The following is a 21,562-nucleotide window of genomic DNA, read 5'->3' as shown; positions in this document are numbered from 1 at the left end:
CGCGGCGCCCGGTACCCTTGCGCCTGGATCAGACGGGTCGGGCGCGTCATGTCGTGCACCTGAAAGCAACCTTCGCGCCATTGAGCATCACGGTGCTGCGGCGCGTCTGCACGACGCGCAGCGAGCCAAGGTCCACCTTCGTCGTGCGCGCGCGTGCGCCAGCCTCGCGCATATGCACCGCGCTGGCGCATCTGATTTCCCTGACGCGACCTGTTGCGTCGATCGGCACCTCGAACGCTGGAGCGTGTCTCACGCGAACACGTTCTTGCGGATCGAGCCGTGTACGCCCCAGTTGCCGTCCACGACCTGAGTGACGCCGAAGTCGGCGGCAACCGACATCAGCGCGATGGCCTCGTCCTCGCTGAGCCGGTGCACCGTCATCAGAAAGCGGCGCAGCTTGCGGAACGCGTCGCGCATCGCCCTATCGAGGCTGGCGTGCTGGGCCACCTCGAGTTGTGCGTTCGCGCCGAGTTCGGCCAGGTAGTTGGGAAACGTGAACCCGTACACGGACCATTGATCGTCCGTTTCGAGCATCGGGTGGGTGAGACCCTCCAGGCTCGTGCCGTCCAGGTCGCTCTTCTTGTGCAGTACGAGCTCGAAGTCGCCCGTCAGCGATGTTTCGATGGCCGTGCCGCCGAGTTCGCTGTCGCCTTGTGCCGCATGTGGATCGCCGACCGAGAAGAATGCACCCTCGACGGCGACCGGGTAGTACATCCGCGCTCCCTTGCCGACTCGCCAGTCGTCGATATTGCCGCCGCTGTAGCTGGGTGGAATCGAACTGACGTAGTCGGATTCGGCAGGTGCGAGTCCCATCGTGCCGAAGTGCAGCCGGGCGGGCACCTTCACATTCGGCATGATGTTCTCGCGCTTTTTGACTAACGCATGATCGACCTGCACGCCGGGATAATCGATGCTCGCGTGCACGATGCCGTCCGGATCGGTCTGCGGCGTCCACACGTAGTTATAGACGGCGCGTGCAAACGGCTCGCCGGAGGTATCGAGTTCAAAGATCGTGACCACCTCGCGTGGCTTCGGCTCCTCGATCAGATCGTGATATTGAAAGCCCCACGAAGCCGCGACATTGGAACCGAAACAGCGGCCCCGATAGCATGCATGACAGCTCGGTCGTGGCCGCACGTCGAGGATCCGCACTTCGAGAACATCGCCGGGTTCAGCGCCTTCGACAGCGATGGGCCCGGTCAGCAGATGCACGCCGACGCCTTCGCCGGCGCCTAGCGTGAAGGGGCCTTCGGTTGCGCCGGCACCGCGTCGCGAGACCGCCTTGTGCTCGCGGGTCCAGTGAAAGACGCTCTCTGCGCCGGGGTCGCCATCGATCATCCGCTCGTGGTCGTCGTTGGCATGGTGCGTGAGTGTCTCGATCGTGACGCGGTCACCGGAGCGCACGGTCAATGCGGGTGCGACGGCTTTGCTGAAATAGCCCCAATGAACGGTCTCTGGCGACACAGGGAGGGTGTGGTGCTTCATATTGGGTTGAACCTCGCTGGGAGCACCGCGCGCGAAGCCGGGCGGTGGACAATCGTGTGGGTGATCGCAGCCGATGCGAAGACGCATGCATTGAGCGCGGTCTGGAAGAGCGCATTGACGGCGACGATCACGATGGGACTGCAAGCCGGCTGTCGGCGCCCATTACGTTCAGAAAACGCATGGTCAGCGGATGGCGCGGATGCGTGAGGATTTCGTGCGCGGGACCTTCTTCAACCACCGCGCCGCCGCTCATGAACACGACGCGATCGGCCACCTCGTCGGCGAAACGCAGCTGGTGCGTCGAGATAATCATCGTCAGACCGCCTTCGATGGCGAGCCGCTGGATCACTTCGAGCACCTCGCCGACGAGCTCGGGGTCGAGCGCCGAGGTCGGTTCGTCGAGCAGCAGCACGCGCGGTCGCGGTGCGAGCGCGCGGGCAATCGCGACGCGCTGCTGCTGACCGCCGGACAGATGACGGGGCAATGCATCGGCGCGCTGCGAGAGACCGACACTTTCGAGCAGTTCGCGCGCACGGCGCTCGGCGTCGGCGGGCGCCATGCCGTGCACCCAGCGCAGCGGTCCCGCAATGTTCTCGCAGGCCGTCAGGTGACTGAACAGGTTGAAATGCTGGAACACCATGCCGACGCCGGCGCTTGCCCGCTCGTTGGCGATCTCGTGCGGGGTCATCGGGCGGCCATCGACACGAAAGCCGAGCCGTTGCCCATCAATGCGGATTTCACCACTGTTCCATTGTTCGAGATGGTTGATACAGCGCAGCAGCGTGCTTTTGCCGGACCCGCTCGGCCCGAGCAGCGCGACGACCTCGCCGGCGCGCACCGTCAGGTCGAATCCTTCCAGCACGGTCTGGTCGCCGTAGCGTTTGCATAGGTTGCTGACCTGAACCGCCGCGCGTTGTCTGGTCAGTTCTGCGTAGCGTTTCGAGCGGTCCGGCTGTGGGTCGGGCTTGCGGAGCGTGGCGAGCGGCTGCTGTTCGAGCGATGCATCGGCCGGTGACGGCATACTCGCGCGAGACGTGCTCACCGCGACACTCGTGCGGCGCCACGGCAGCAAGCGTGCGAAGCGTTCAGACGCTGGGCGGTCAAGGTCGAGCGCGGCCTCGGCGATCAACTGGATCGCGGCAATCGCACCGGTCAGCAACAGGTACATCAATCCGGAGGCGAAGAAGATCGAGAAAAAGTCGAACGTCGACGAGGCGAGTTGGGTGCTGCGCAGTGTCAGCTCGTCGACTGCGATCACCGATGCAAGCGATGAGTTCTTCAATGCGCTCACCGATTCGTTGCCAAGCGCCGGCACGATCATGCGGATTGCCTGCGGTGCGATGACGCGATGCAGCAGCACGGTGGGCGTCATGCCGAGCGCCTGTCCGGCGAGCAGTTGTCCCCGTTCGACGCCCAGCACACCGGCCCGCAGGATCTCGGCGATGAACGGCCCTTCGTTGGCCGCCAGCGCGAGTCCTGCTGCGCCGATCGCGCTTAGCTTCAGCCCGATATGCGGCAATGCATCGTACGCGAACACCAGTTGCAAGATCAGTGGTGTGCCGCGAAAGATCACCGTATAACCGCGCGCGAAAAGAGCGAGCGGCCCGACTCTGCTGAGTTGCATGCAGGCGAGCACCAGCCCCACGACGAGCCCTCCGGCGAGCCCAAGGAGTGTGACTGCGATCGTGAAGCCGATGCCCTTGAGCAGATACGGCAGCGCGAGATAGTGCAGGAACAGGTCCATCAGTTCGAGACGATCAGCTTGGGTGTTTCGAGATTTTCAGCGCCGAGCGACCACTTCTTCAAAAGGTCGGTCTGGATGCCGGCCTTCTGGATCGCGACCAGCGCCGCCATCACGGCTGCGCGGAACTCCGGTTTGTCCTTCGGTACACCGATACCGACCGAATACGGCAGTGTCACCGCGGTCGTCTTTTCGAGTTGATCCGGGTACGCCTTCACCGCCTGATCTACCGTGTTCACGTCGTTGATGTACGTATCGGCGCGGCCCGAAAGGATCGCCTGAATACAGTTCGCGTTGTTGTCGTACAGTTGCACTGCAGCTTCCTGCTTGCTGGCTGCCTTGCAAGCCGGCGCGAGATTCTGGATCAGCGGCACTTCGACGTAGCCGGTGTTTTCCGCGGCGGCCGTGCCGCACAGCGACGGATTGATACCGGTAATCTTCTTCGGATTGCCCTTGGCGACGAGCACACCGTCAAACACCTTCGAGTAGGTAATGAAGTCCGCAGCCTTGGCACGTTCCTCCGTTGCGTAAATATCTGAAATCACGATATCGGCCTGACCGCTTTGCAGGGTCGTCAACAGCGCGGCGAACGTAACCGGCTTGTATGTCATCGTGAAGCCGAGACAATTGCCGATGGTTTCGCCCAGGTCGATATCGAAGCCGACGTATTTACTCGGATCGTTCGGGTCTAGTGCTTCATAGCCGGGCGTGTGCGGGTTGATCGCATTGACGAAGGTTTTGCCCTTGAATTGCGGATATTTCGCCTGCAGCGCCTTGCATTCGCCAGGCACGGCCGCGCTGGCTGCCCTGGCGTGGCCCGTTATCAGCAGCGCCAGCAGGCAGACGGCGCCGAGGAGCAGTTCATGCCAGCGGCGACGCGTGCCGCCGGCACGCCGCAAGCCATGCCTATGATCGACAAGATTGGTATGCATCCCGAGACTCCCTGAGCGGCAGATGTCAAAGGCGTACCCCATGCACGCCTTGTTGCATCGCACTAGTGCAAGCGTAGGTGGAGGAAATTTCGCGGACTTGTCCGGGGACGCACAAATGCTTGCACGGGGGTGAAGCGAGGCTGCCTGGGTTTCGTTTTCGGGTTCTCTGGGGCGGCGATGGGTGCAATCCGGTCAGGCAGGGGGCGAGAGTGCGCCGCCGGACGGCGCGGCGGCGGTTCTTTAGCACCAGGCCTCTTATGATTTCACGGCGATGACGTCCACTTCGACGACCCATTCCGGCCGCGCAAGCGCCACCACCGTCAAGCCGGTCGATACCGCATGCACGCCCTTGAGCCAGCGGCCGATCACGCGGTAGACCGCCTCGCGATACCTGACGTCGGTGAGATAGATCGTTACCTTGCAAATGTCTGCCAGCTTGCTGCCGGCTTCTTCGAGCAGCATCTTGATGTTGGCCATCGCCTGGTCGGCCTGCGCGGCCGCGTCGCCGATGCCCACCGATTCATGCGTGTCGAGATTCTGGCCAATCTGGCCACGCAGGAAAATCATATTGCCGGCGACGACAGCTTGTGCGAGGTCGTTGTCGAGAGATTGCTCCGGATAAGTGTCCCGGGTATTGAACGGACGAATACGGGTATGTTCCATCATGCTGTGCGTCTCCAATTGATTACCACTGTCAGCTGAGGCGATCGAAGTAGCCCGCGCGGATCGCGCTGCCGATCAGATTCAGGATCAACCGCCCGGCCGTCATGCACGAGATCTGGTTGATGTCTTTGGCTGGCTGGATTTCGACGATGTCCATGCCGACCACGCGACCCTTGCGCACGAGGCCATGAATCAGCTTGCGGGCCTGCACGAAAGTTACGCCGCCGGGTGCGGGACCGGCTACCGCCGGCATCACGGAGGGATCGAGGCCGTCGGCGTCAATCGTCAGGTAGTAGTTGCCGCCATCGGGAATGCGTGCGAGCACCGCATCCATGCCGATGTCGTGCAGTTCGTACGCGGTTATCAGTTCGGACCCGTACGCCTTTGCCGCGCGAAGTTCTTCCGGGCGTCCGCTACCCTGTGCGCGCAGACCGATCTGCACGATCTTCGCCACATGGGCCATTTCCGAGGCTCGCCGGATGGGGCTCGACAACCCTTCGCGCACGCCGTTGACCTCGTCGCGCCAGTCGAGATGAGCGTCGACGTGAACTAGCGTGATGGGCCCCAGCGAATCGAACGCGCGCAGCACCGGTGTCGTGATGCCGTGGTCGCCGCCCATCACAATGGGTAGCGCGCCGGCGGCGAGAATCTTGCGGACGGCCGCTTCGACGCGCTGATAGTGACTGCCGGGGGCGGCGAGGTCCGCGATCACGTCGCCGCAATCGACGAAGCGGATGTCATCGCGCTCCTGGAGCAGCGGGCCGTCGATATCGAAGTCGTAATGACCGGGCGAACGCACGACGCGATCAGTCGCCTGGCGGATCGCTGTTGGCGCGTTGGTCTGGTCGTTGGTGAAATCGGCGGCCGAATACGCAGCGCCGTAGGGCATGCCGAGCACGGCAATGTCTGCTTCCAGGTGGTCGAGGTCCAGCGCGAGGTCAGCGTAGAGCAGGGTTTTATGGCCGGTTTTCGGTGCGACGGTGAGCGGCTTTTCCATCATCTGTATTCCTTATCAAACTGGATTAAAAAAGGGGCGTAAAGCATTGCCTCTCAGGCCCGCCGGTAACGGGTTGCGTAGCGCTCCGACCACTGGCCGGCAAGGTCCAGCAGCACACTGCACACCCAGTAGATCAGCGCGGTCGTGCCGAGCACCTCGACGTAGGCGAAGGTATCGGCGGTGAGCAGGTTGCTCTGGTACGTGAGCTCGGAGAGGCTCATCACCGAGAAAATCGAAGAGTCCTTGAACATCATGATGGTGAGGCTGGTCGTCGCCGGGGCAAGATAGCCGAAGATCTGCGGCAGGACTACGTGGCACTGCACGTCCCATTCCGACAGGCCGAGCGAGCGCGCCGCCTGTAACTGTCCGCGCGGCAGGCTGCCGAATGCGGCGCGCAGGATCTCGCAGAAATAGCCGCCGGTATAAAACGCCGTCGCCGCCACACCGATCGCAAACGCCGGCATCGAGATGCCGAGCTTCGGCAGGCCAAAAAAGCTGAGGTAGACAAGAATCAGAAACGGCACATTGCGCACAATCTCGACATAGGTCAACGCGGCCGAACGCGCGAGACGTGCTGGGGATCCATACAGATACGCGGCCAAGGTGCCCGCCGCAATGCCCAGCGGAATGCCGAGCCCGCAGACCTGTGCGGTGACTTTCAGGCCCTTCAGCAGCGGGCCGACCGATTGCTCGACGATGGACGGGTCAATGGACATTGGGCAATACCTTAGCCACCCGGCGCTCGAGCCCGCGCGATGCCGACGACGCCACGAACAGGATTCCAAAATAGACGACTGCGGTGGCGGAAAACACCTGCAGCGGCAAGTTCGTCTGCAGCGTGGCGTCGCGCGCCACGGTCGCGAGGTCATGGACCGCGATGATCGACATCAGTGACGACGCCTTCAGCAGCATGGTGAATTCGTTGGTGAGCGGCGGGATGGAGCGATAGAACAACTGGGGAAACACGATGTAGCGCCAGGCCTGCGCGGCGCGCATGCCGAGCGCGCGCGCGGCGGGCAACTGGCCGCCACTGAGGGAATTGAATGCGCCGCGCAGGATTTCCGACACGTATGCGCCGGTATTCATGGCAAGCGCAAGAACGCCGGCTTCTAGCGGCGACAGCGGCAGATTCAGCACCGCCGGCAGCACGTAGTACGCCACCATCATCTGGATCAGCGCGGGCGTGCCGCGAATCGCGCTGACGTAGCCGACTACCAGCCACGCCAGCGCACGGCCGCCGAGCAGACGCGCAACCAGCAGGATCGAACCGAACACAATGCCGATCGCAAATGCGAGTGCACTCGCGGCGATCGTGATCAGCGCGCCACCCAGCACGTCGTGAAGGAAGGGCTCAAGCGCGGTGATCTGTGCGCTGACAAAGGACGGCATTGAGCGTCCCGCGTCAGACCGCGCCTTCAGGCAGGTAACCGCTGGTCGGCAGATTCATCGTGTAGCCAAACCATTTTTTTTGCAGGCCGGCGAGCTGGCCGTTCCTGGTTAGCTCGTCGAGCGAGGTGTTGATGAACGCGCGGATTTCCTTGTCGTCTGGATGGGCGACCCACGCTAGCACTTTCGGATCCCCGATTTTACCTATCACGCGATACTGCCCCGGCTCGCGCTTCATCAGCACCGCAACGATATTCGACGGCATGATGCTCACGTCCACCGTCTTGTTGGATAACGCGACCATGACGTCGGGATAGGCCTGAAACAGCTTGAGATCCGAGTAGCCGGCGCCCTTGGCTTTCAGTTGCGTATCGAAGGCTTGCGCGACAGGCTGCGACGACGATCCCATCTGCGTGCCCACCACGTGTCCCGCAACATCTTCGGGCCTGGTGATGCCGGCGTCGCTGGCGCGCGTCACCAGCACGGTATCGACGACGCCCACGGGTTCGGAAAACGCAAAGCGTTTCGCCCGCTCCGGGTTGATGCCGACGCTCGTCGCGACGAAGTCGAACTTGTGTGCCATCAGGCCCGGCAGCAGGCCCTGAAACGGCAGATTGACCTGGTTGAGCGGCACGCCGAGCTTGCCGGCCATGTATCCCAGGATGTCGTGGCCGTAGCCCACCACCTGGCCGTTCTCGACGAATTCAAACGGCTCGTAAGCGGCTTCGGTGCCGACCGTCAGCTTGCCGCGCTTGCGGATGTCGGCTAACGAACCGCCTTCGGCGAACGCGAAGGAAGGCGCCGCCAACGCAAGCGAAACACCGCCTGCCAGCGTGATGAATTTGCGTCGATTGAGCGTGGTCATGGATTTTCCGGCAAGGGGTTAAGCGATTGCTGAGCAGCCAATGTAGGCAGTCAAAATAGTTTTGAATAACTATTTTTGTGCTGATATGGTTCCGAAAACCAAGACCTTTCGACGACGTTGCCGCGATGAAAAAGATGCCTCTCGATGAGCGCGACCTTCGTTCGCTGCGGGTCTTCTGCGCAGCCGCGCAAGCAAGTGGTTTCGCTGCCGCCGAACGCACGTTGCTGATGTCTAAAGCATCGATCAGCCGGCATATCAACGAGGTCGAAGCGCGCCTCGGGCTGAAGCTCTGCGAACGGGGCCCCGGAGGTTTCCAACTGACCGAAGGCGGCCAGGTGGCGTTGCGCGTCTCGCTGCAGGCGCTCGAAGCACTCGAGCGGATCAAGCCGGAAGTCGATGCGGTACGTGGCCTGTTGTCCGGGCCGCTGGTGCTCGGCATGTCCGAGCACGTGATGACGCACAAGGACTGCAAGGTCGCGGATGCGCTCGGCGAGTTGAACCGCATCGCACCGCTGGTCACGCCGACGCTGAAGGTGATGACGTTCGGCGATCTTGGCACGGCGCTCGCCGAGCGACGCGTGCAGATCGCGATTCGAGGTGTCTATAAACGTGCGCGGGCCTTCCGTCACTATCCGTTGTTCACCGAAACGCATCGCGTCTACTACCGGCCGGCGCAGGGCGCGGTTAGCGATGCACCCGGCGAGAAGGGCGAGTGGCCGCTCGTGTATCGCCCGCATCCGTTCGTCGAAGACGCGCTCGCGACTCACGCCTTCCGGCAAGGTCCGGAAGCCAGCGGGCTCGAAGCAGTCGCAACGTTGGTGGCGACGGGGCGCTACGTCGGTCTTCTGCCCGAACACTATGCGGCGCAACTGTCGCCGCGTTATGAGTTCGCGGTGCTGCCGCAATCGCCGTCCTACGACATACCGTTTTGCGCGATCGTCGAGGAATCAAGACCCCTGACTCGCAGCGCTGAGTCATTCCTGGACCTGCTGCTTGCGGCGCACCGCTGACGACGCTGCCGTGCGCGCGTTCTGTTTACCTCCCGCTCGTCCGATAAACAGAATAGATGCGAGATGAGGCCACTTGGGATAACCGCGCGACACCCGCTATGGCAGAATCGCCAGAAGAACGTATATGCCCACCGCGACGTGCTTCCAGGTTGCATCCCATGCATCTGGCCGGCGATCGGAGGCAACGCCACTGCGGTTTGGGGGAGATCCATGTCAGCCAGTCAACAGACGCCACGCGTTGCCGCGGGCCCGTCGCATTCATCATCCTCGCCTCTCCCGCTTGGCTCCGCATTGCGCCGCTGGAATCTGCGCGTGCAATGGACGATTGTCGCGCTTAGCGCGATTGGCGCTGTCGCCGCGGCCCGCTGGTACGGCTACTATGGCGCCGCGTTTGGCCTTGCGCAGTTCCTGGTGATTTTCGGCTGGTTCGGGGTAGGCCTGTTCCGCGCCATCTCAGTCTTGCGGGCCCAACTCGAGGCGCTGTGCGAAGGCGATCTGGTGCGGGACGTATTCTTGCCCGGACGCGACGAACTGGCGGCGCTCGGCGAACAGGGGCGTCTGCTGGCCCACCAGTTTTCGCAGATCGTGGCTCGCATTCGCAGCGAAGCGGAACTGATCGCGATGGGCGGCGCCGAGGCGACTGAACACGCCACCTCGCTGTCGCAGCGCACCGAATCGCAGGCTGCGAGCCTTCAGCAAACCCGTGCCTCGCTCGAGACCTTGCTGGAAGCCGTGCGCTATAACACCAATCAGACACAGCAAGCCGATGAGCGCTCCGCCCGTGCACACGCCGATGCGGTTGCGGGACAGGAGGCGGTGCGCGCTTCAGTCGAAAGCATCGAGCGCATCGAGCAGCGCTCGCACGAGATGGGCGAGATGCTCAGCGTGATCGATGGCATCGCTTTCCAGACCAATATCCTCGCGCTCAACGCCGCAGTGGAAGCGGCCCGCGCTGGCGATTCCGGCCGCGGTTTCGCCGTGGTCGCCTCCGAAGTGCGGGCCCTGGCACAGCGTAGCGCGCAGGCCGCCGCGGAAGTCAAAAAACTGATCCAGCATTCTCGCGACGAGGTGACGGACGGCGTGCAAGCCATTGAAGGCAGCCGCAATCTGCTGACGCGTGCAGTCGATGCGGTCAGCCAGGTAGCGGCCTTGCTGCGCGACGTCGCACGCTCGAGCAGCGAGCAGACCATCGGCTTGCAGGAGATCGCCCAGGCGGTCGAGGTGCTGGACGACATCACCCAACGCAACGGCCAGATGGTCGGCGGGTCGGTGGAAACGGCAAGTCAGTTGCAGGCCCGTGCCGACCGGCTCAGCGACGGCGTCAAATATATCCGCCTACGCCAGGGCTGTGCCGACGAGGCACGCGCCATGGCGCAGCGTGCGGCGCAACTGGTGGACAGCGAGGGGCCCGAAGTTGCCGTGCGTCGTTTTCACGACCCGCAGGGCGGCTTTCGCGACCGCGACCTCTATATCGTGGTGGCGGATCGCGACGACTATTTCCGTGCCTTCGGCTCCGACCCGAGCAAGGCCGGCAAGCTGCGAAAAGATGCGTTGCCCGGCGACGACCAGAGCGCGATCCGCGAGGCCAGTTGGCGCGCGGTCGAGCAGGGCGGCGGCTGGATCGAATTCAACGGGCGGCATCCTGTAACGAAGCAACCAGTGGAGAAGATCGGTTACATCGCGCCCGCGCTCGGCGGCCGTTGGGCCGTACAGTGCAGCGTCAACCGCGGTGACGGGTTGAAGCCTTCCAGGAAGGCCTGACGCTGTTACCAGTGCGCGCCCAACTCGCCGCGCGGCACGAATTGCCCGTGTCCGGTTTGACCCACCCACTCGCCGTCGTCGATCAGCAACTCGCCGCGCAGCAATACCTTCTTCACGCGTCCCGTCACAGAGTGGCCTTCGAATAGCGTGAAATCGCAATCGCTGTGCTGTGTATGCGCGCTGATCGTATGTACTTCACCTGGATCGAACAGCACGATATCGGCATCGCTGCCTATCGCCAGCGTGCCTTTCTTCGGGAACAGCCCAAACAGTTTCGCAGGCGCGGTCGACGTCAGTTCGACAAAGCGGTTCAGCGAAATTCGGCCCGTGCGTACCCCCCCGTCGTAAACAACGGTCATGCGAGTTTCCACACCGGGCACGCCGTTCGGAATCTTCGAAAAATCGTCCTGCCCGAGCGGCTTCTGGTTCACGTTGCCGCGATGGCCTTCTTTCATGCAGTAGGGGCAATGATCGGTGGAGATGAGTTGCAGGTCGTCCGTTTTCAGCGCCGTCCATAGCGCGTTCTGCGCGTCTTTAGAACGCAGCGGCGGGCTCATCACATAGCGTGCGGTGTCGAAGCTTTCGTCGGCGTAGGCCGACTCGTCGAAGAACAGGTAATGCGGGCAGGTTTCCGCAAACACAGGAATGCCGAGGTCGCGCGCTTCGATCACGTGTTTTAGCGCTTCCTTGGCGGACAGGTGCACGAAGTACACCGGCGCCTCGGCGAGCTCTGCGAGTTTGATGCCGCGATGCGTCGCCTCGCCTTCCATGATGGCCGGACGTGTGAGCGCGTGATAGCGCGGCGATGTATGACCCTGGGCAATCGCTTCGCGAATCAGCAGATCGATCACGGTGCCGTTCTCGGCGTGCAACGCAATCATGCCGCCATGCTGACCCACCATGCGCATGGCCTGGAAAATCGCCGCATCGTCCGACATCACCGTGCCGGGGTACGCCATGAACATCTTGAAGCTCGACACGCCTTCGTGACGGATCGCGTATTGCATGTCGCCGAGGACCTTGTCGTCGACCTGCGTGACGATCACGTGAAAGGCATAGTCGATACTGGCAACCGAGGCCGCTTTCGATTGCGCGCGCGCAATTGCATCGAGTGGGCTGGTGCCGGCGTTTTGCAGCGCAAAGTCGATGATCGTCGTGGTGCCGCCGAACGCCGCCGAGCGGGTGCCGGATGCGAAGTTGTCGCAGGTGACCGAGGGCCCGAAGGTATTCTCCATATGCGTGTGGGCGTCGACGCCGCCTGGAAATACCAGCAGGCCGCTCGCGTCGATTACGTGAGTGTCGGGTCCGGCTTCGAGCTGCTGGCCGATACAGACGATGCGTCCGCCTTCGATCACGATATCGGCGACGTAGTCGTCAATGGCGGTAATCAGGCGTCCTCCGCGAATCAGCGTGCGTGTCGGGTCGTGAGTCATGAATCGCTCCGTTCATGGTCAGTGGCAAGGGCAAAGGAGAGGGCGTCCTCGAGACGGCCGATTTCTGCAGCGGACAGGCGCGAGATGGGCGGTCGCATCGATGCATGCGGGAATTTGCCAAGCAGGTGCAAACAGGCCTTCAGACGTGCGTTCGCGTGCGAGCCGGGCGCGGTGCCGTAGATGAGCTTTGCCAGCGGATAGACGCGCGCATGGAGCTGTTGTGCTTCGCTGAGGCTGCCGTTCAGCACGGCCCGGTACAGCGCGACGATCAGCTCCGGCACGACCGCTGCCAGGCTGACGAGGCTGCCCTCGGTGCCGATGGCAAAGCATGGGAACAGGTGCTCGTCGCCCGACGCCATGACGGCAATATGCGGCGCCACCGATTTCAAAAGCCTGCGATTGGCCTCGTACGCGGCGGTTTCCCAGCTGCCTTCCTTGATGGCCACCACCTCGGGCAAGCTGGCCAGCGCGGTTAGCATTTCTGGCGTATAGGCCATTCCACCGGTGCTGACGCCGGCCTGATAGAGCATCATCGGCAGACCGGCGTTCGCGTTGGCCAGCCGGTGATGCGTGACGACGGTCTCCAGATCGGTGGAGAGCGCCCACGAGTACGGCGGAAACAGCAGCAAGGCGTCGGCGCCCGCCCGCTGGGCATCGTCGGTATGCGCCTGCGCTTCGTAGCTATCCTCCGAATTGATCCCTGCGACGATGATCGAGCGGTCGCCGCAGACACTATGCGCGATTTCCACCACGCGCCGCTTTTCATCGCGCGACAGAGCGAAGTTCTCGCCAGCGTGGCCGTTGATCAGGAGTCCGACTATCCCATCGATCGCCGTCACTTCCTCGAGATGCGACGCGAGCGCAGCCTCGTCGAGATGGCGGCCGTGCGCATCGAGCGGGCACAGTGTGGAGGCGTAGATGCCGTTGAAGGGAGCGTCGTGCGAGGGAATCATTGGGTCTGTTCTCGTTGAGGGAGTTCGGGCGCGGCGGCGATGAGCCGGGCGGGATCGAACAACGGCAGCTCGGGCGTCGCGCCGAGCATCGTTTGAGCGAGCAGCTTGCCCATGTAGGGCCCGCTCGTATAACCGGAATGCACGCAGCCGATGACCCATGCGTCAGCGAGTCCAGGCAGCGCGCCGATCATCGGCATGGCGTCGGCGGTCTCGGCCTCGAGACCCAGCCAGATGCGCGCGACGCGCGCTTTTGCCAGCGCGGGAATCACGTGCTGCGCGAGACGCAGGTTGCCGGTGAGGTTTTGCGGAATCGTTTCGACCGGGCCGCGCGCGCGATCGCCGACACCTTGCCAGCCGCCGCCGATCAGTACGGTGCCGTTGGCGAACTGCTTCATCGACAGCAAGCCGTTCGCAATGCTTAGCACCGTGCGCATGACGGGAGGCATCCGTTCGGTGATGATGAGCTGGTTTACCAGCGCTTTTACGGGAATGCGGATATCGAGCATCGCGAGCAGCGGTTCGAGCCAGACACCGCCTGCCATGACGAGGCGCGTGGCGTCGATGCGAACCGAGGCGCCCTGGTGTTCGGGGCCATGTACGCGGTAGTGCCCATTGGCGTGATCGATGCGCGTGACAGCGGTCTGCTCGAAGATCTGCACGCCCGCTGTCCGCAGCGCCGCGTGAAAGGCGCGCCCGGTTAAATAAGCACTGGCGAAGCCGTCCGTCTGGCAGAACGCGGCTTCAAGCATCGCGGGATTGAGCCCCTGTTCGACCGCTAGCGCGGCGTCGCGCTCGAGCAGGTCAATCTGCGCGCCATATTCGCGTCGTGCTGCGGCGCGAGCGCGCAGCAGTTCGCGCTCGGTTTCGGTGAACGCGAGCGAGAGCCCCGGCACCGCGGTCGCAAGGACGCTGGAACCAAGCCATTGTTCGGATTCCATCCACATTTGCCAGCCGCGCCTGGCGTACGGAACCAGCGCGGCACGCGTCATATGAAGGGTGAGCGTGCCCGCGTTCACGCCCGAGGCGGCGCGGCACAGGGCATCACGCTCGATCAGCGCGACCCGCATGCCGCCGCGTGCGAGGAATAACGCAGTGGTGCAACCCATCACGCCGCCACCTACGATGGCAACGTCGAATGGTCCGTGTACGGTCTGGCCCGGCGTGCTCATAGCGGAGCCGCCTTCGGAATGGGGATTTCGTCATACGTGAAATTGCCGGTCAACGCTTCCACCGTCACCGGCCGTAACGGCGTGCGGGCCGAGAAGGAGCCGACGGTTTCGCGCGAAGCGGTGCCCATACGCCGCATCAGCAGTTCGCCGGCTACGTCGCCGCACGTGCGGCCCTGGCATGGGCCCATTCCGCAGCGTGTCCACGCCTTGAGCTGATTGATGTCGCGAGCGCCGGCGTCGCAGGCGGCCTCGATCTCTGCACGTGTCACGTCTTCGCAACGGCACACAATCGTCTCTGGCGTAATGCTTTCCACGTGTCCCGGGCGCAGCGCTATCAGATTGGCCATCGCATGGCCAAAGCGCGCGGCGTGCCGATGGGCGCTGCGTGCAGGCCCGATGCCGCGCGTCAGGCGCACGGGATTAGCCGCGCCGAGATCGAGCGCGCAGGCCAGTCCGGCCAATGCGCCGTGCGTGGCGGCCGCCGCCGCACCGGCGATGCCGGCGCCGTCCCCAGCGACATAAAGCAGTGGGCGCGAGGTGCGTCCGTCCTGGTCGGCGACGGCGATCCATCCTCCCGCCGCGCGCGAGTAGCGATGCTTCGCGCGCAACAGACGGGTGATTTCCGTGGCTGGCGTGAGACCGTGACCGACGGCGATACAATCGGCCAGCACGGTCGTTCGCTGTCCGCTGATTGGACGTCCAGCCGCGTCGCAGGGGGCGAGCGTGGCACGCAAGCGTTCGTCAGCCGGTTCGACACGAATGATGGTGTGACGTCCATACCGCGGCGTCCGGGCGCGGTTGATGGTGCGCCACCAGTCGACACCTTGTCGCAGCAGACCGGGGCGCGCGAGCATCGCCGGCAGTGTGCGTGCCCAGTCGGCGGTGCCGGCGAGATCGGCAATTGCCTCGACCTTGCCGCCGCCTTCAAGGGTCTTCGCCGCCACGGCCGCGAGCAGCGGCCCGCATCCGGCGACGAGCGTCGAGCGACCAGGCAGTACTCCTTGCGATTTCAGCAGAATCGTCGCAGCGGCGAGGCCGATTACACCAGGCGTGGTCCATCCTTCGAACGGTACGACCCGTTCAGTCGTTCCCGATGCCACGATCAGCGCGCGCGCCGTGCAATGCACAGGGCCGTTGGGGCCGGTGGCGTCGATGCGGTAATCGCCGGTCACGGCCCACACCGAGTGGGCGAAGAAGGTGGTCACGGTACTGGCGGTCAGCTCACGCCGCAATACGTCGCCTGCCTGCTGATCGGCGTTGCTCGCGGCGCGCATGCCTTCCAGGGGGGCGCGGTAGACCTGTCCTCCCGCGCTGGCGTTCTCGTCGAACAGCGCGACGTTCAGCCCAGCCGATGCCGCTGCCAGCGCCGCATGCACGCCCGCCGGTCCGCCTCCAAGCACCACCACGTCGAACTCAGCCATCGGCGCCGGTCTCCGGGACGGTTTCGACATGCAGGCCATTGGTCACCGGTGTTCGGCACGCGAGTGTGCGGCGACCGTCGACCATCACCAGACATTCCTGGCAAGACCCCATAAGGCAGAACATGCCACGTGCCTCGCGCAGACGCGGGCTCGAGCGCAAGGCCTTTATGTCAGACGCAAACAGGGCGACCGCGACGCTTTCGCCCGCGCGTGCCGTGAAGCGCTGCCCGTCGAGAAACAGCTCGACGGTTGCAACACGGTTCGAGTCGTGAATACGCATGGCATCCGCTGCAGACATCGGCACCAACCTCGCTTGACAAGTAATTTAGGCGATGCTTTGATACTAACGTATACGATACGTATACGCAAAGTCGCCAAAAACAAGTGGCGCTGCGAACGCCTCGACCGAGCCTTCCCACACCTAGCCGCCCCTCTCACGGAGTTACAGCATGAAACCCTCGATCACCCTGAGCCGCATGCTCGCCGCTGGCCTCGCGGCCTGCGCGCTGCTTGGCTCACTCGATGCAAGCGCCCGCACGCTGGACGAAATTCTTGCCTCGAAGACGATTGTGTTCGGTATCAACCCGAACCTGCCGCCGCTTGGCGTCTATGATGCCAAGAACAATATCGACGGTTTCGATGTGAGCATCGCGAAGAAGATTGCGGATTCGCTGGGCGTCAAACTGGAAATCGTGCCGGTTGGCTCGGCCGACCGCGTGCCGTTTCTGATGTCCGACAAGATCGACGCGGTGATGGGCGGTATGACGCGCAACGCCGACCGGCTGAAAGTGATCGACTTCACGGACCCGGTCAATACTGAAGTGCTCGGTGTACTGACCACACAAGACAAGCCGTACAAGGACTGGACGCAACTGAACGATCCGTCGGTTCGGCTCGTGCAGGTGCGCGGCACGACACCGGTCAAGCTGATTCAGGACAAGCTGCCGAAGGCACAACTGCTGTTGCTGGACAACTATCCCGACGCGGTGCGCTCGATTGCGCAGGGCCGCTCCGACGCGCTGATCGACGTGCTCGATTTCATGCTGAGCTTCACGAAAAGCTACCCGACGAAATGGCGTGTCGTCGACGCACCGATTGAAGTGGACTACGACTGTATCGGCATCAAGAAGGGGAATACCGCGTTGACCGAGCGTCTGAACAAGGAAATCGGCGTCTTGCAGAAGAACGGTTTTGTGGCGGAAAGCTGGAAGAAGTGGTTTGGCAGCCCGATGCTGTACGATCCGACCGCTGCGCCGCCTGCGGTTGCAGCGCAATAAGCTTGGCTTCGCGTCACTGACAGCGCGCGTTGCGGTTTTACTGCAACGGGCGCTGCACAACTTCGTTTCAAGGAGTGCTGATTAGATGACGCTTCAGTTCGGGCCCATCCTCGAGCAATGGCCGTATCTGCTGGGCGGCGCGTGGCTCAGCCTGCAGATCGCGGTACTGGCGTTCGCTTTTGGCATGCTGATCGGACTTGTCTGCGCGTCGGTCCTGCGGTACGGGCCGGCCATTTTGCGCCGTGTTGTCACCGCCTATGTGAGCTTTGCGACCAATACCCCGCAGCTCGTGCAGATTTTCTTCCTGTTTTTCGCGTTGCCCGACATCGGCATTACGCTTTCGCCGTACTCCGCAGTTCTGATCGGCGCTACGTTTAATGCGGGCGCTTACCTGTGCGAAATCCAGCGCGCCGGTTTCGCATCGGTACGGTGGACGGAAATCGAGGCTGCGGAAGTACTGGGCTTTTCGACGCCGCAGATCGTGCGGTATGTGATTTTTCCACACGTAGTGAAAGTGATGTTTGCACCTCTGTCGAATCAGTTCATTGTCATGACCTTAGGTACCTCGATGGCCTCGATCTTCGGCGTCGAGGAACTGACGGGGCGCACCTATAACATCAGCTCGCAGACGTACCTGTCGGTCGAAGCGTTTAGCGTGGCGGCCGTCATGTATATCGCGATCACGCTGCTGGCAACTTTCGCGCTTGCGATGTTCGGCCGCCATGTGTGCCGCGCGAAGATCAGGGTGTTTTGATGGCCGGCTCTTCGATGATGATGCAACTCGCCGGCCTGTTTTCGTACTACAACCTGTTGTTGCTGCTCGAAGGGCTGGTCGCGACCTTCGTGTTGTCGGTAATCGGTTGTCTGGCCGGATTCGTTGCGGGTTTTGCGGTGGCAGTCCTGCGTGTGACGCGCTCGCGGGCGATGGCGCCAGTGCGCGCGCTGATGTTCGCATACTGCCTGCTGCTGCGGCGCGTACCGTTTCTCGTCACGCTGATGCTGGTGTTTTTTGCCAGCCAGGCGCTCAACGCGAACCTGTCGACTTTCACGGTTGCGCTGATCAGCGTCTGCCTGATTGCCGCGGCGTATCTCGGCGAGATCGTGCGCAGCGGCCTGGAGTCGGTTCACGTCAATCAGTGGGAGGCCGCCAGCACATTTAACTTCAGTTATCTGCAAACGCTGCGCTACGTGATCGTGCCGCAGGCGTGGCGTGTGATCTTGCCGCCCACCTTCGGCTTCTTCGTCATGTTCATCAAGGACACGGCGCTTGCCTCGCAGATCGGCGTGATGGAACTCACATCGGCGGGGAAGGTGCTCAGCAACAAGGGTTTTTCCGCCACGCTCGTGTACGGGAGCATCCTGGCGCTGTACTTCCTGATGTCGTATCCCCTGTCGCGCTTAGGTAAGCGCCTGGAGAAGAATCTTGCCTCAACTCGAAATCGTTGATCTGAAAGCCTCCTATGGTCCGCACACGGTACTGGAGCGTATCAACCTGTCCGTCGAGAAGGGCGAGATTGTCAGCCTGATCGGACCGTCAGGGTCGGGCAAGAGCACCTTGCTGCGCGTCCTGATGGGGCTGCTGCAGCCCGAGCACGGCAGCGTGCTTCTGAACGGCAGCGAGGTGAATTATGCGGACAGGACCGCTGTTCGCGCGCTGCGTCTGGATATCGCGATTGTGTTCCAGCAATACAACCTGTTCCAGAACATGACCGTGATCGACAACGTGATGATTACGCCGACCAAGATCAAACGCTGGCCGCGCGCCGAGGTCGAGCAGAATGCGATCAATCTGCTGACGCGTGTGGGGCTCGCGCACCGCTTGCATGCCTATCCGGACGAATTGTCGGGCGGCCAGCAGCAGCGCGTGGCGATTGCGCGTGCGCTCGCGTTGAAGCCCAAGGTACTGTTGCTCGATGAGGTGACCGCTGCGCTCGATCCTGAGCTCGTCAACGAAGTGCTCGACACGATCCGTGAACTCGCTTCCGATGGCATCACGATGTTCATCGTGTCGCACGAAATGAGCTTCGTGCGGGAAGTGTCGTCGAAGGTTGTGTTTATGGCCGGCGGTCACGTGATTGAGACCGGCACGCCCCAGCAGCTATTCGATGCGCCGCAGGAAGCGCGCACGCGGGAATTTGTCGGGAAGATTTTGCGGCACTGAAGCGGCACGCAAGCAGTACGGAAGTTGCACACAATCCCGCGCGTGCAGCGCCCATGCGCTGCTGCACCACTCAGCTATACGTGCCTTCTGCAAGCCGGTCGAGCACGAAACGGCGCAGGTTCTGCAGATGCGTGCGCACGGCGGTACGCGCCGCTTCCGCGTCGTCCGCCAGATACGCTTCAAGAATCGCCAGATGCTCGGCGCGATCTTCCTCGATACGGTTAAACGGCGTGACCAGTTCGAACAGGCGGCTGTTCGTGCGCACCAGGTCGATCATATGGGCGAGCACATCGTTGCCGCTTGCGCGCGCCATCATCGTATGCACCTGATCGTCGAGCTGCCAGTGGGCCTGTTCCTGCTGGCCGCTGCTGAGCGCCTTGATCTTCTTTACCAGCTGATGCACCAGCTTCTTGTCGATCTTGCCGATTGCAAGCCCGATGGCTTCCGCTTCGAGCAGTTCGCGCACTTTCATGGCCTGAAAGTATTCCTGCGCGCTGACGAAACGCACCGAATAGGAGCGCGCGCCGGCGCGCGCCAACAGGCCTTCGCCTTCGAGCCGCAGCAGAGCCTCGCGCATCGGGGTGCGGGAGATGTTGAGTTCTTCGGCGAGCCGACCTTCGACGACCGGACCACCGCTGCGCAACGCCTTGTCGAGGATCATGCGGCGCAGCGTCTGATAGGCCAGTTCGCCGAGCTTCTCGGGACTGGAGGTGGAATTAGTATTCACGCGCTCTCACTGAAGTTATATGTTAAGTATACGAAGTGTATGCGGATATACGCAAGTCTACCCGCCGGGCGCAATGCATGGAGATTTTCTGTCCGGTCAATTTCTTCTTTCTTTCTGCTGTCGACAGACTTTCGCTGAAAGCCTTTGTTTCAAGGCAAAATAGTCGCTGAGGCCGGCATGCTAGCGCCTGCCCTGCAAATCACAGCAAGGAATCGAACCGATGGAATCACGATCGAGCAGTAGACGCGGTGTGGTCGCTGCGGTGTTGGGCAACGCGATGGAGTGGTACGACTTCACCGTGTTCGCGGTGATGACGCCGGTAATCAGCAAGCTGTTTTTCCCGGTTAATTCAGCCATACCGGGAAGCGAGCTCAATGCCATCCTGCTTACAACGGCGCTGTTCGGTGCGGGATTTTTCATGCGGCCGGTCGGCGGCATCGTGCTTGGGCTCTATGGCGACCGCCGCGGCCGCAAGGCGGCCATGACGCTCGGCATGTTTATCATGGCCGTCTCCGTCCTGATGATCACCTTCGCGCCGACGTATGCGAGCGCAGGTGTCGTCGCACCGCTGATTGTGCTGATTGCGCGCCTTTTGCAGGGATTTTCAGTGGGCGGTGAGTTCGGCACCTCGACCGCGTTTCTGATCGAACTCGCGCCGCCAGGCCGGGCCGGCTTCTTCGGTTCATGGCAGATCACCGGGCAATTGATGGCACAGGTTCTGGGTGCCGCACTCGGCATGCTGATCACGCAGCTTTTTACACCGGAACAACAGGCGGCCGGAGCCTGGCGCATTCCCTTCGCGGTCGGCCTCGTGATCGTGCCGATTGCGCTGTACATGCGCCGCAGTGTGATGGAGTCGAGTGTTTTCACCCAGGTACTGAGCCGCGCCAAAACGCGCTCGACGGCCATGAGCGCCGGTCTGAAACAGCACGGCGCGAGGTACCTGATCGGCATGGGCATGGTCGTCGCCAGTGCGGTGTCGTTTTATGTCACGTTCGGTTATACGGTGACCTACGCGAAGCAGGTGCTGCACTTGCCGCTTGCACAAAGTTTCATGGTGCAGATGATTGCGGCGATCGTCATGCTGATCGTGGTGCCCATTGCCGGCGCGGCGTCCGACCGCTTCGACAGGAAACGGCTTCTGCTGGCGTCGTTAGGGGCCTATCTCGTGACCTTGTATCCGCTCTATGCGTGGGTGACGGCCGCTCCCTCAATCGAGCGCCTGCTGCTGACTCAGGTGATTGCGGGCGTGTTTAGTGCCACCTTTCTCGGCGTCTATTGCACGACCCTTGCGGAACTGTACCCGGTGCGAACGAGAGCCACGTCTCTCGCGATCGTCAACAACGTGGCAGTGCTGATTTTCGGCGGCTTTGCGCAGTTTTTCGTGACCGGCCTGATCAAGCTGACTGGCTCGCCGTTAGCGCCGGTGTTCTACGTGATGATTGGACTGACGCTGGGGCTGATATCGGTAATTTTTATGAAACGCCAATCGCGGGATGAGTCCGCGACGGCTCAGCTTGGGACGCTTGAGTCGTGAAGGCCAGCGTAAAAGTCAGATCAGAAGCAAGCTTAAAAGGAGTG

General features: G+C 62.5%; 21 protein-coding genes and 1 pseudogene. 7 read left to right on the top strand and 15 right to left on the bottom strand.

Annotation, left to right across the window (positions count from 1 at the left end; all coding sequences use genetic code 11):
- Positions 1 to 46: 46 nt before the first annotated feature.
- The 9 genes and pseudogenes from P3T17_RS28865 to P3T17_RS28825 all read right to left on the bottom strand — a co-directional run bounded on the left by P3T17_RS28865 (position 47) and on the right by P3T17_RS28825 (position 8,069).
- The gene (locus P3T17_RS28865) at positions 47 to 253 is read right to left on the bottom strand and encodes a hypothetical protein (protein WP_429409826.1); all 207 of its coding nucleotides are present in this window, start codon (positions 251 to 253) and stop codon (positions 47 to 49) included.
- Positions 250 to 1,482 (bottom strand): annotated as a pseudogene (locus P3T17_RS28860) (acetamidase/formamidase family protein); the annotation flags it as partial. The gene P3T17_RS28865 and the pseudogene P3T17_RS28860, both read right to left, overlap by 4 nt.
- A 130-nt stretch (positions 1,483 to 1,612) precedes the next feature.
- Complete coding sequence (locus P3T17_RS28855; protein ID WP_429409824.1) at positions 1,613 to 3,229, bottom strand: amino acid ABC transporter permease/ATP-binding protein; 1,617 nt, start codon at positions 3,227 to 3,229, stop codon at positions 1,613 to 1,615.
- Positions 3,229 to 4,158 carry an ABC transporter substrate-binding protein gene (locus P3T17_RS28850; RefSeq protein WP_429409822.1) on the bottom strand — a complete coding sequence of 310 codons (930 nt, stop codon included), beginning with the start codon at positions 4,156 to 4,158 and terminating at the stop codon, positions 3,229 to 3,231. The genes P3T17_RS28855 and P3T17_RS28850 overlap by 1 nt, the downstream gene beginning before the upstream one ends.
- A gap of 255 nt (positions 4,159 to 4,413) precedes the next feature.
- Positions 4,414 to 4,821 carry a RidA family protein gene (locus P3T17_RS28845; RefSeq protein ID WP_429409962.1) on the bottom strand — a complete coding sequence of 136 codons (408 nt, stop codon included), beginning with the start codon at positions 4,819 to 4,821 and terminating at the stop codon, positions 4,414 to 4,416.
- 31 nt (positions 4,822 to 4,852) lie between these two features.
- Positions 4,853 to 5,818, bottom strand: coding sequence for an agmatinase (locus P3T17_RS28840; protein ID WP_429409960.1), 966 nt, complete (start codon positions 5,816 to 5,818; stop codon positions 4,853 to 4,855).
- A gap of 53 nt (positions 5,819 to 5,871) precedes the next feature.
- Positions 5,872 to 6,534, bottom strand: a complete 663-nt coding sequence (locus P3T17_RS28835; protein WP_074267999.1) for an amino acid ABC transporter permease — start codon at positions 6,532 to 6,534, stop codon at positions 5,872 to 5,874.
- On the bottom strand, positions 6,524 to 7,207 hold the full coding sequence (locus P3T17_RS28830; RefSeq protein ID WP_429409820.1) for an amino acid ABC transporter permease: 684 nt from the start codon (positions 7,205 to 7,207) through the stop codon (positions 6,524 to 6,526). The genes P3T17_RS28835 and P3T17_RS28830 overlap by 11 nt, the downstream gene beginning before the upstream one ends.
- 13 nt (positions 7,208 to 7,220) lie before the next feature.
- Positions 7,221 to 8,069: a transporter substrate-binding domain-containing protein gene (locus P3T17_RS28825; protein WP_429409818.1), complete on the bottom strand. Its 849-nt coding sequence runs from the start codon at positions 8,067 to 8,069 to the stop codon at positions 7,221 to 7,223.
- Positions 8,070 to 8,194: 125 nt separating this feature from the next.
- Here P3T17_RS28825 and P3T17_RS28820 point away from each other — a divergent pair, with 125 nt between their 5' ends.
- Positions 8,195 to 9,079: a LysR family transcriptional regulator gene (locus P3T17_RS28820; RefSeq protein ID WP_074268002.1), complete on the top strand. Its 885-nt coding sequence runs from the start codon at positions 8,195 to 8,197 to the stop codon at positions 9,077 to 9,079.
- A 210-nt stretch (positions 9,080 to 9,289) separates the two neighbouring features.
- Complete coding sequence (locus tag P3T17_RS28815; RefSeq protein WP_429409816.1) at positions 9,290 to 10,840, top strand: methyl-accepting chemotaxis protein; 1,551 nt, start codon at positions 9,290 to 9,292, stop codon at positions 10,838 to 10,840.
- Between the two features lie 5 nt (positions 10,841 to 10,845).
- On the opposite strand, the gene hydA is transcribed toward P3T17_RS28815, so the two are convergent.
- From hydA to P3T17_RS28790, 5 genes are read right to left on the bottom strand one after another with little or no spacing between them, the layout of a single operon-like run.
- A complete protein-coding gene (hydA, locus tag P3T17_RS28810) occupies positions 10,846 to 12,273 on the bottom strand; it encodes a dihydropyrimidinase (protein ID WP_429288559.1) in 1,428 nt (475 codons plus the stop codon).
- On the bottom strand, positions 12,270 to 13,226 hold the full coding sequence (locus P3T17_RS28805) for a dihydrodipicolinate synthase family protein (RefSeq protein ID WP_429288560.1): 957 nt from the start codon (positions 13,224 to 13,226) through the stop codon (positions 12,270 to 12,272). The genes hydA and P3T17_RS28805 overlap by 4 nt, the downstream gene beginning before the upstream one ends.
- Positions 13,223 to 14,395 (bottom strand): NAD(P)/FAD-dependent oxidoreductase, encoded by a 1,173-nt coding sequence (locus P3T17_RS28800; RefSeq protein ID WP_429409814.1) that lies wholly within the window; start codon positions 14,393 to 14,395, stop codon positions 13,223 to 13,225. The genes P3T17_RS28805 and P3T17_RS28800 overlap by 4 nt, the downstream gene beginning before the upstream one ends.
- The gene (locus tag P3T17_RS28795) at positions 14,392 to 15,816 is read right to left on the bottom strand and encodes an FAD-dependent oxidoreductase (RefSeq protein WP_429409812.1); all 1,425 of its coding nucleotides are present in this window, start codon (positions 15,814 to 15,816) and stop codon (positions 14,392 to 14,394) included. Before P3T17_RS28795 ends, P3T17_RS28800 begins: the two co-directional genes overlap by 4 nt.
- Positions 15,809 to 16,096 (bottom strand): (2Fe-2S)-binding protein, encoded by a 288-nt coding sequence (locus P3T17_RS28790; protein ID WP_429409810.1) that lies wholly within the window; start codon positions 16,094 to 16,096, stop codon positions 15,809 to 15,811. The genes P3T17_RS28795 and P3T17_RS28790 overlap by 8 nt, the downstream gene beginning before the upstream one ends.
- Before the next feature lie 169 nt (positions 16,097 to 16,265).
- Here P3T17_RS28790 and P3T17_RS28785 point away from each other — a divergent pair, with 169 nt between their 5' ends.
- The 4 genes from P3T17_RS28785 to P3T17_RS28770 all read left to right on the top strand — a co-directional run bounded on the left by P3T17_RS28785 (position 16,266) and on the right by P3T17_RS28770 (position 19,254).
- Positions 16,266 to 17,093, top strand: a complete 828-nt coding sequence (locus P3T17_RS28785) for a transporter substrate-binding domain-containing protein (protein ID WP_074268008.1) — start codon at positions 16,266 to 16,268, stop codon at positions 17,091 to 17,093.
- Between the two features lie 85 nt (positions 17,094 to 17,178).
- On the top strand, positions 17,179 to 17,847 hold the full coding sequence (locus P3T17_RS28780; RefSeq protein ID WP_429409808.1) for an amino acid ABC transporter permease: 669 nt from the start codon (positions 17,179 to 17,181) through the stop codon (positions 17,845 to 17,847).
- Entirely contained in the window at positions 17,847 to 18,539 is a 693-nt protein-coding gene (locus tag P3T17_RS28775; protein ID WP_254369002.1) for an amino acid ABC transporter permease, read from the top strand. The genes P3T17_RS28780 and P3T17_RS28775 overlap by 1 nt, the downstream gene beginning before the upstream one ends.
- Positions 18,517 to 19,254 (top strand): amino acid ABC transporter ATP-binding protein, encoded by a 738-nt coding sequence (locus P3T17_RS28770; RefSeq protein ID WP_074268010.1) that lies wholly within the window; start codon positions 18,517 to 18,519, stop codon positions 19,252 to 19,254. The genes P3T17_RS28775 and P3T17_RS28770 overlap by 23 nt, the downstream gene beginning before the upstream one ends.
- 70 nt (positions 19,255 to 19,324) lie before the next feature.
- On the opposite strand, the gene P3T17_RS28765 is transcribed toward P3T17_RS28770, so the two are convergent.
- On the bottom strand, positions 19,325 to 19,981 hold the full coding sequence (locus P3T17_RS28765) for a GntR family transcriptional regulator (protein ID WP_074268011.1): 657 nt from the start codon (positions 19,979 to 19,981) through the stop codon (positions 19,325 to 19,327).
- Between the two features lie 220 nt (positions 19,982 to 20,201).
- On the opposite strand from P3T17_RS28765, the gene P3T17_RS28760 reads away from it, so the two are divergent.
- Positions 20,202 to 21,518, top strand: a complete 1,317-nt coding sequence (locus tag P3T17_RS28760) for an MFS transporter (protein ID WP_429409805.1) — start codon at positions 20,202 to 20,204, stop codon at positions 21,516 to 21,518.
- Positions 21,519 to 21,562: the final 44 nt, after the last annotated feature.

The sequence above is a fragment of the Paraburkholderia sp. GAS82 genome, assembly GCF_050436285.1.
Lineage (GTDB): Bacteria > Pseudomonadota > Gammaproteobacteria > Burkholderiales > Burkholderiaceae > Paraburkholderia > Paraburkholderia phenazinium_B.
This window is presented reverse-complemented; position numbering and strand designations above follow the sequence as displayed.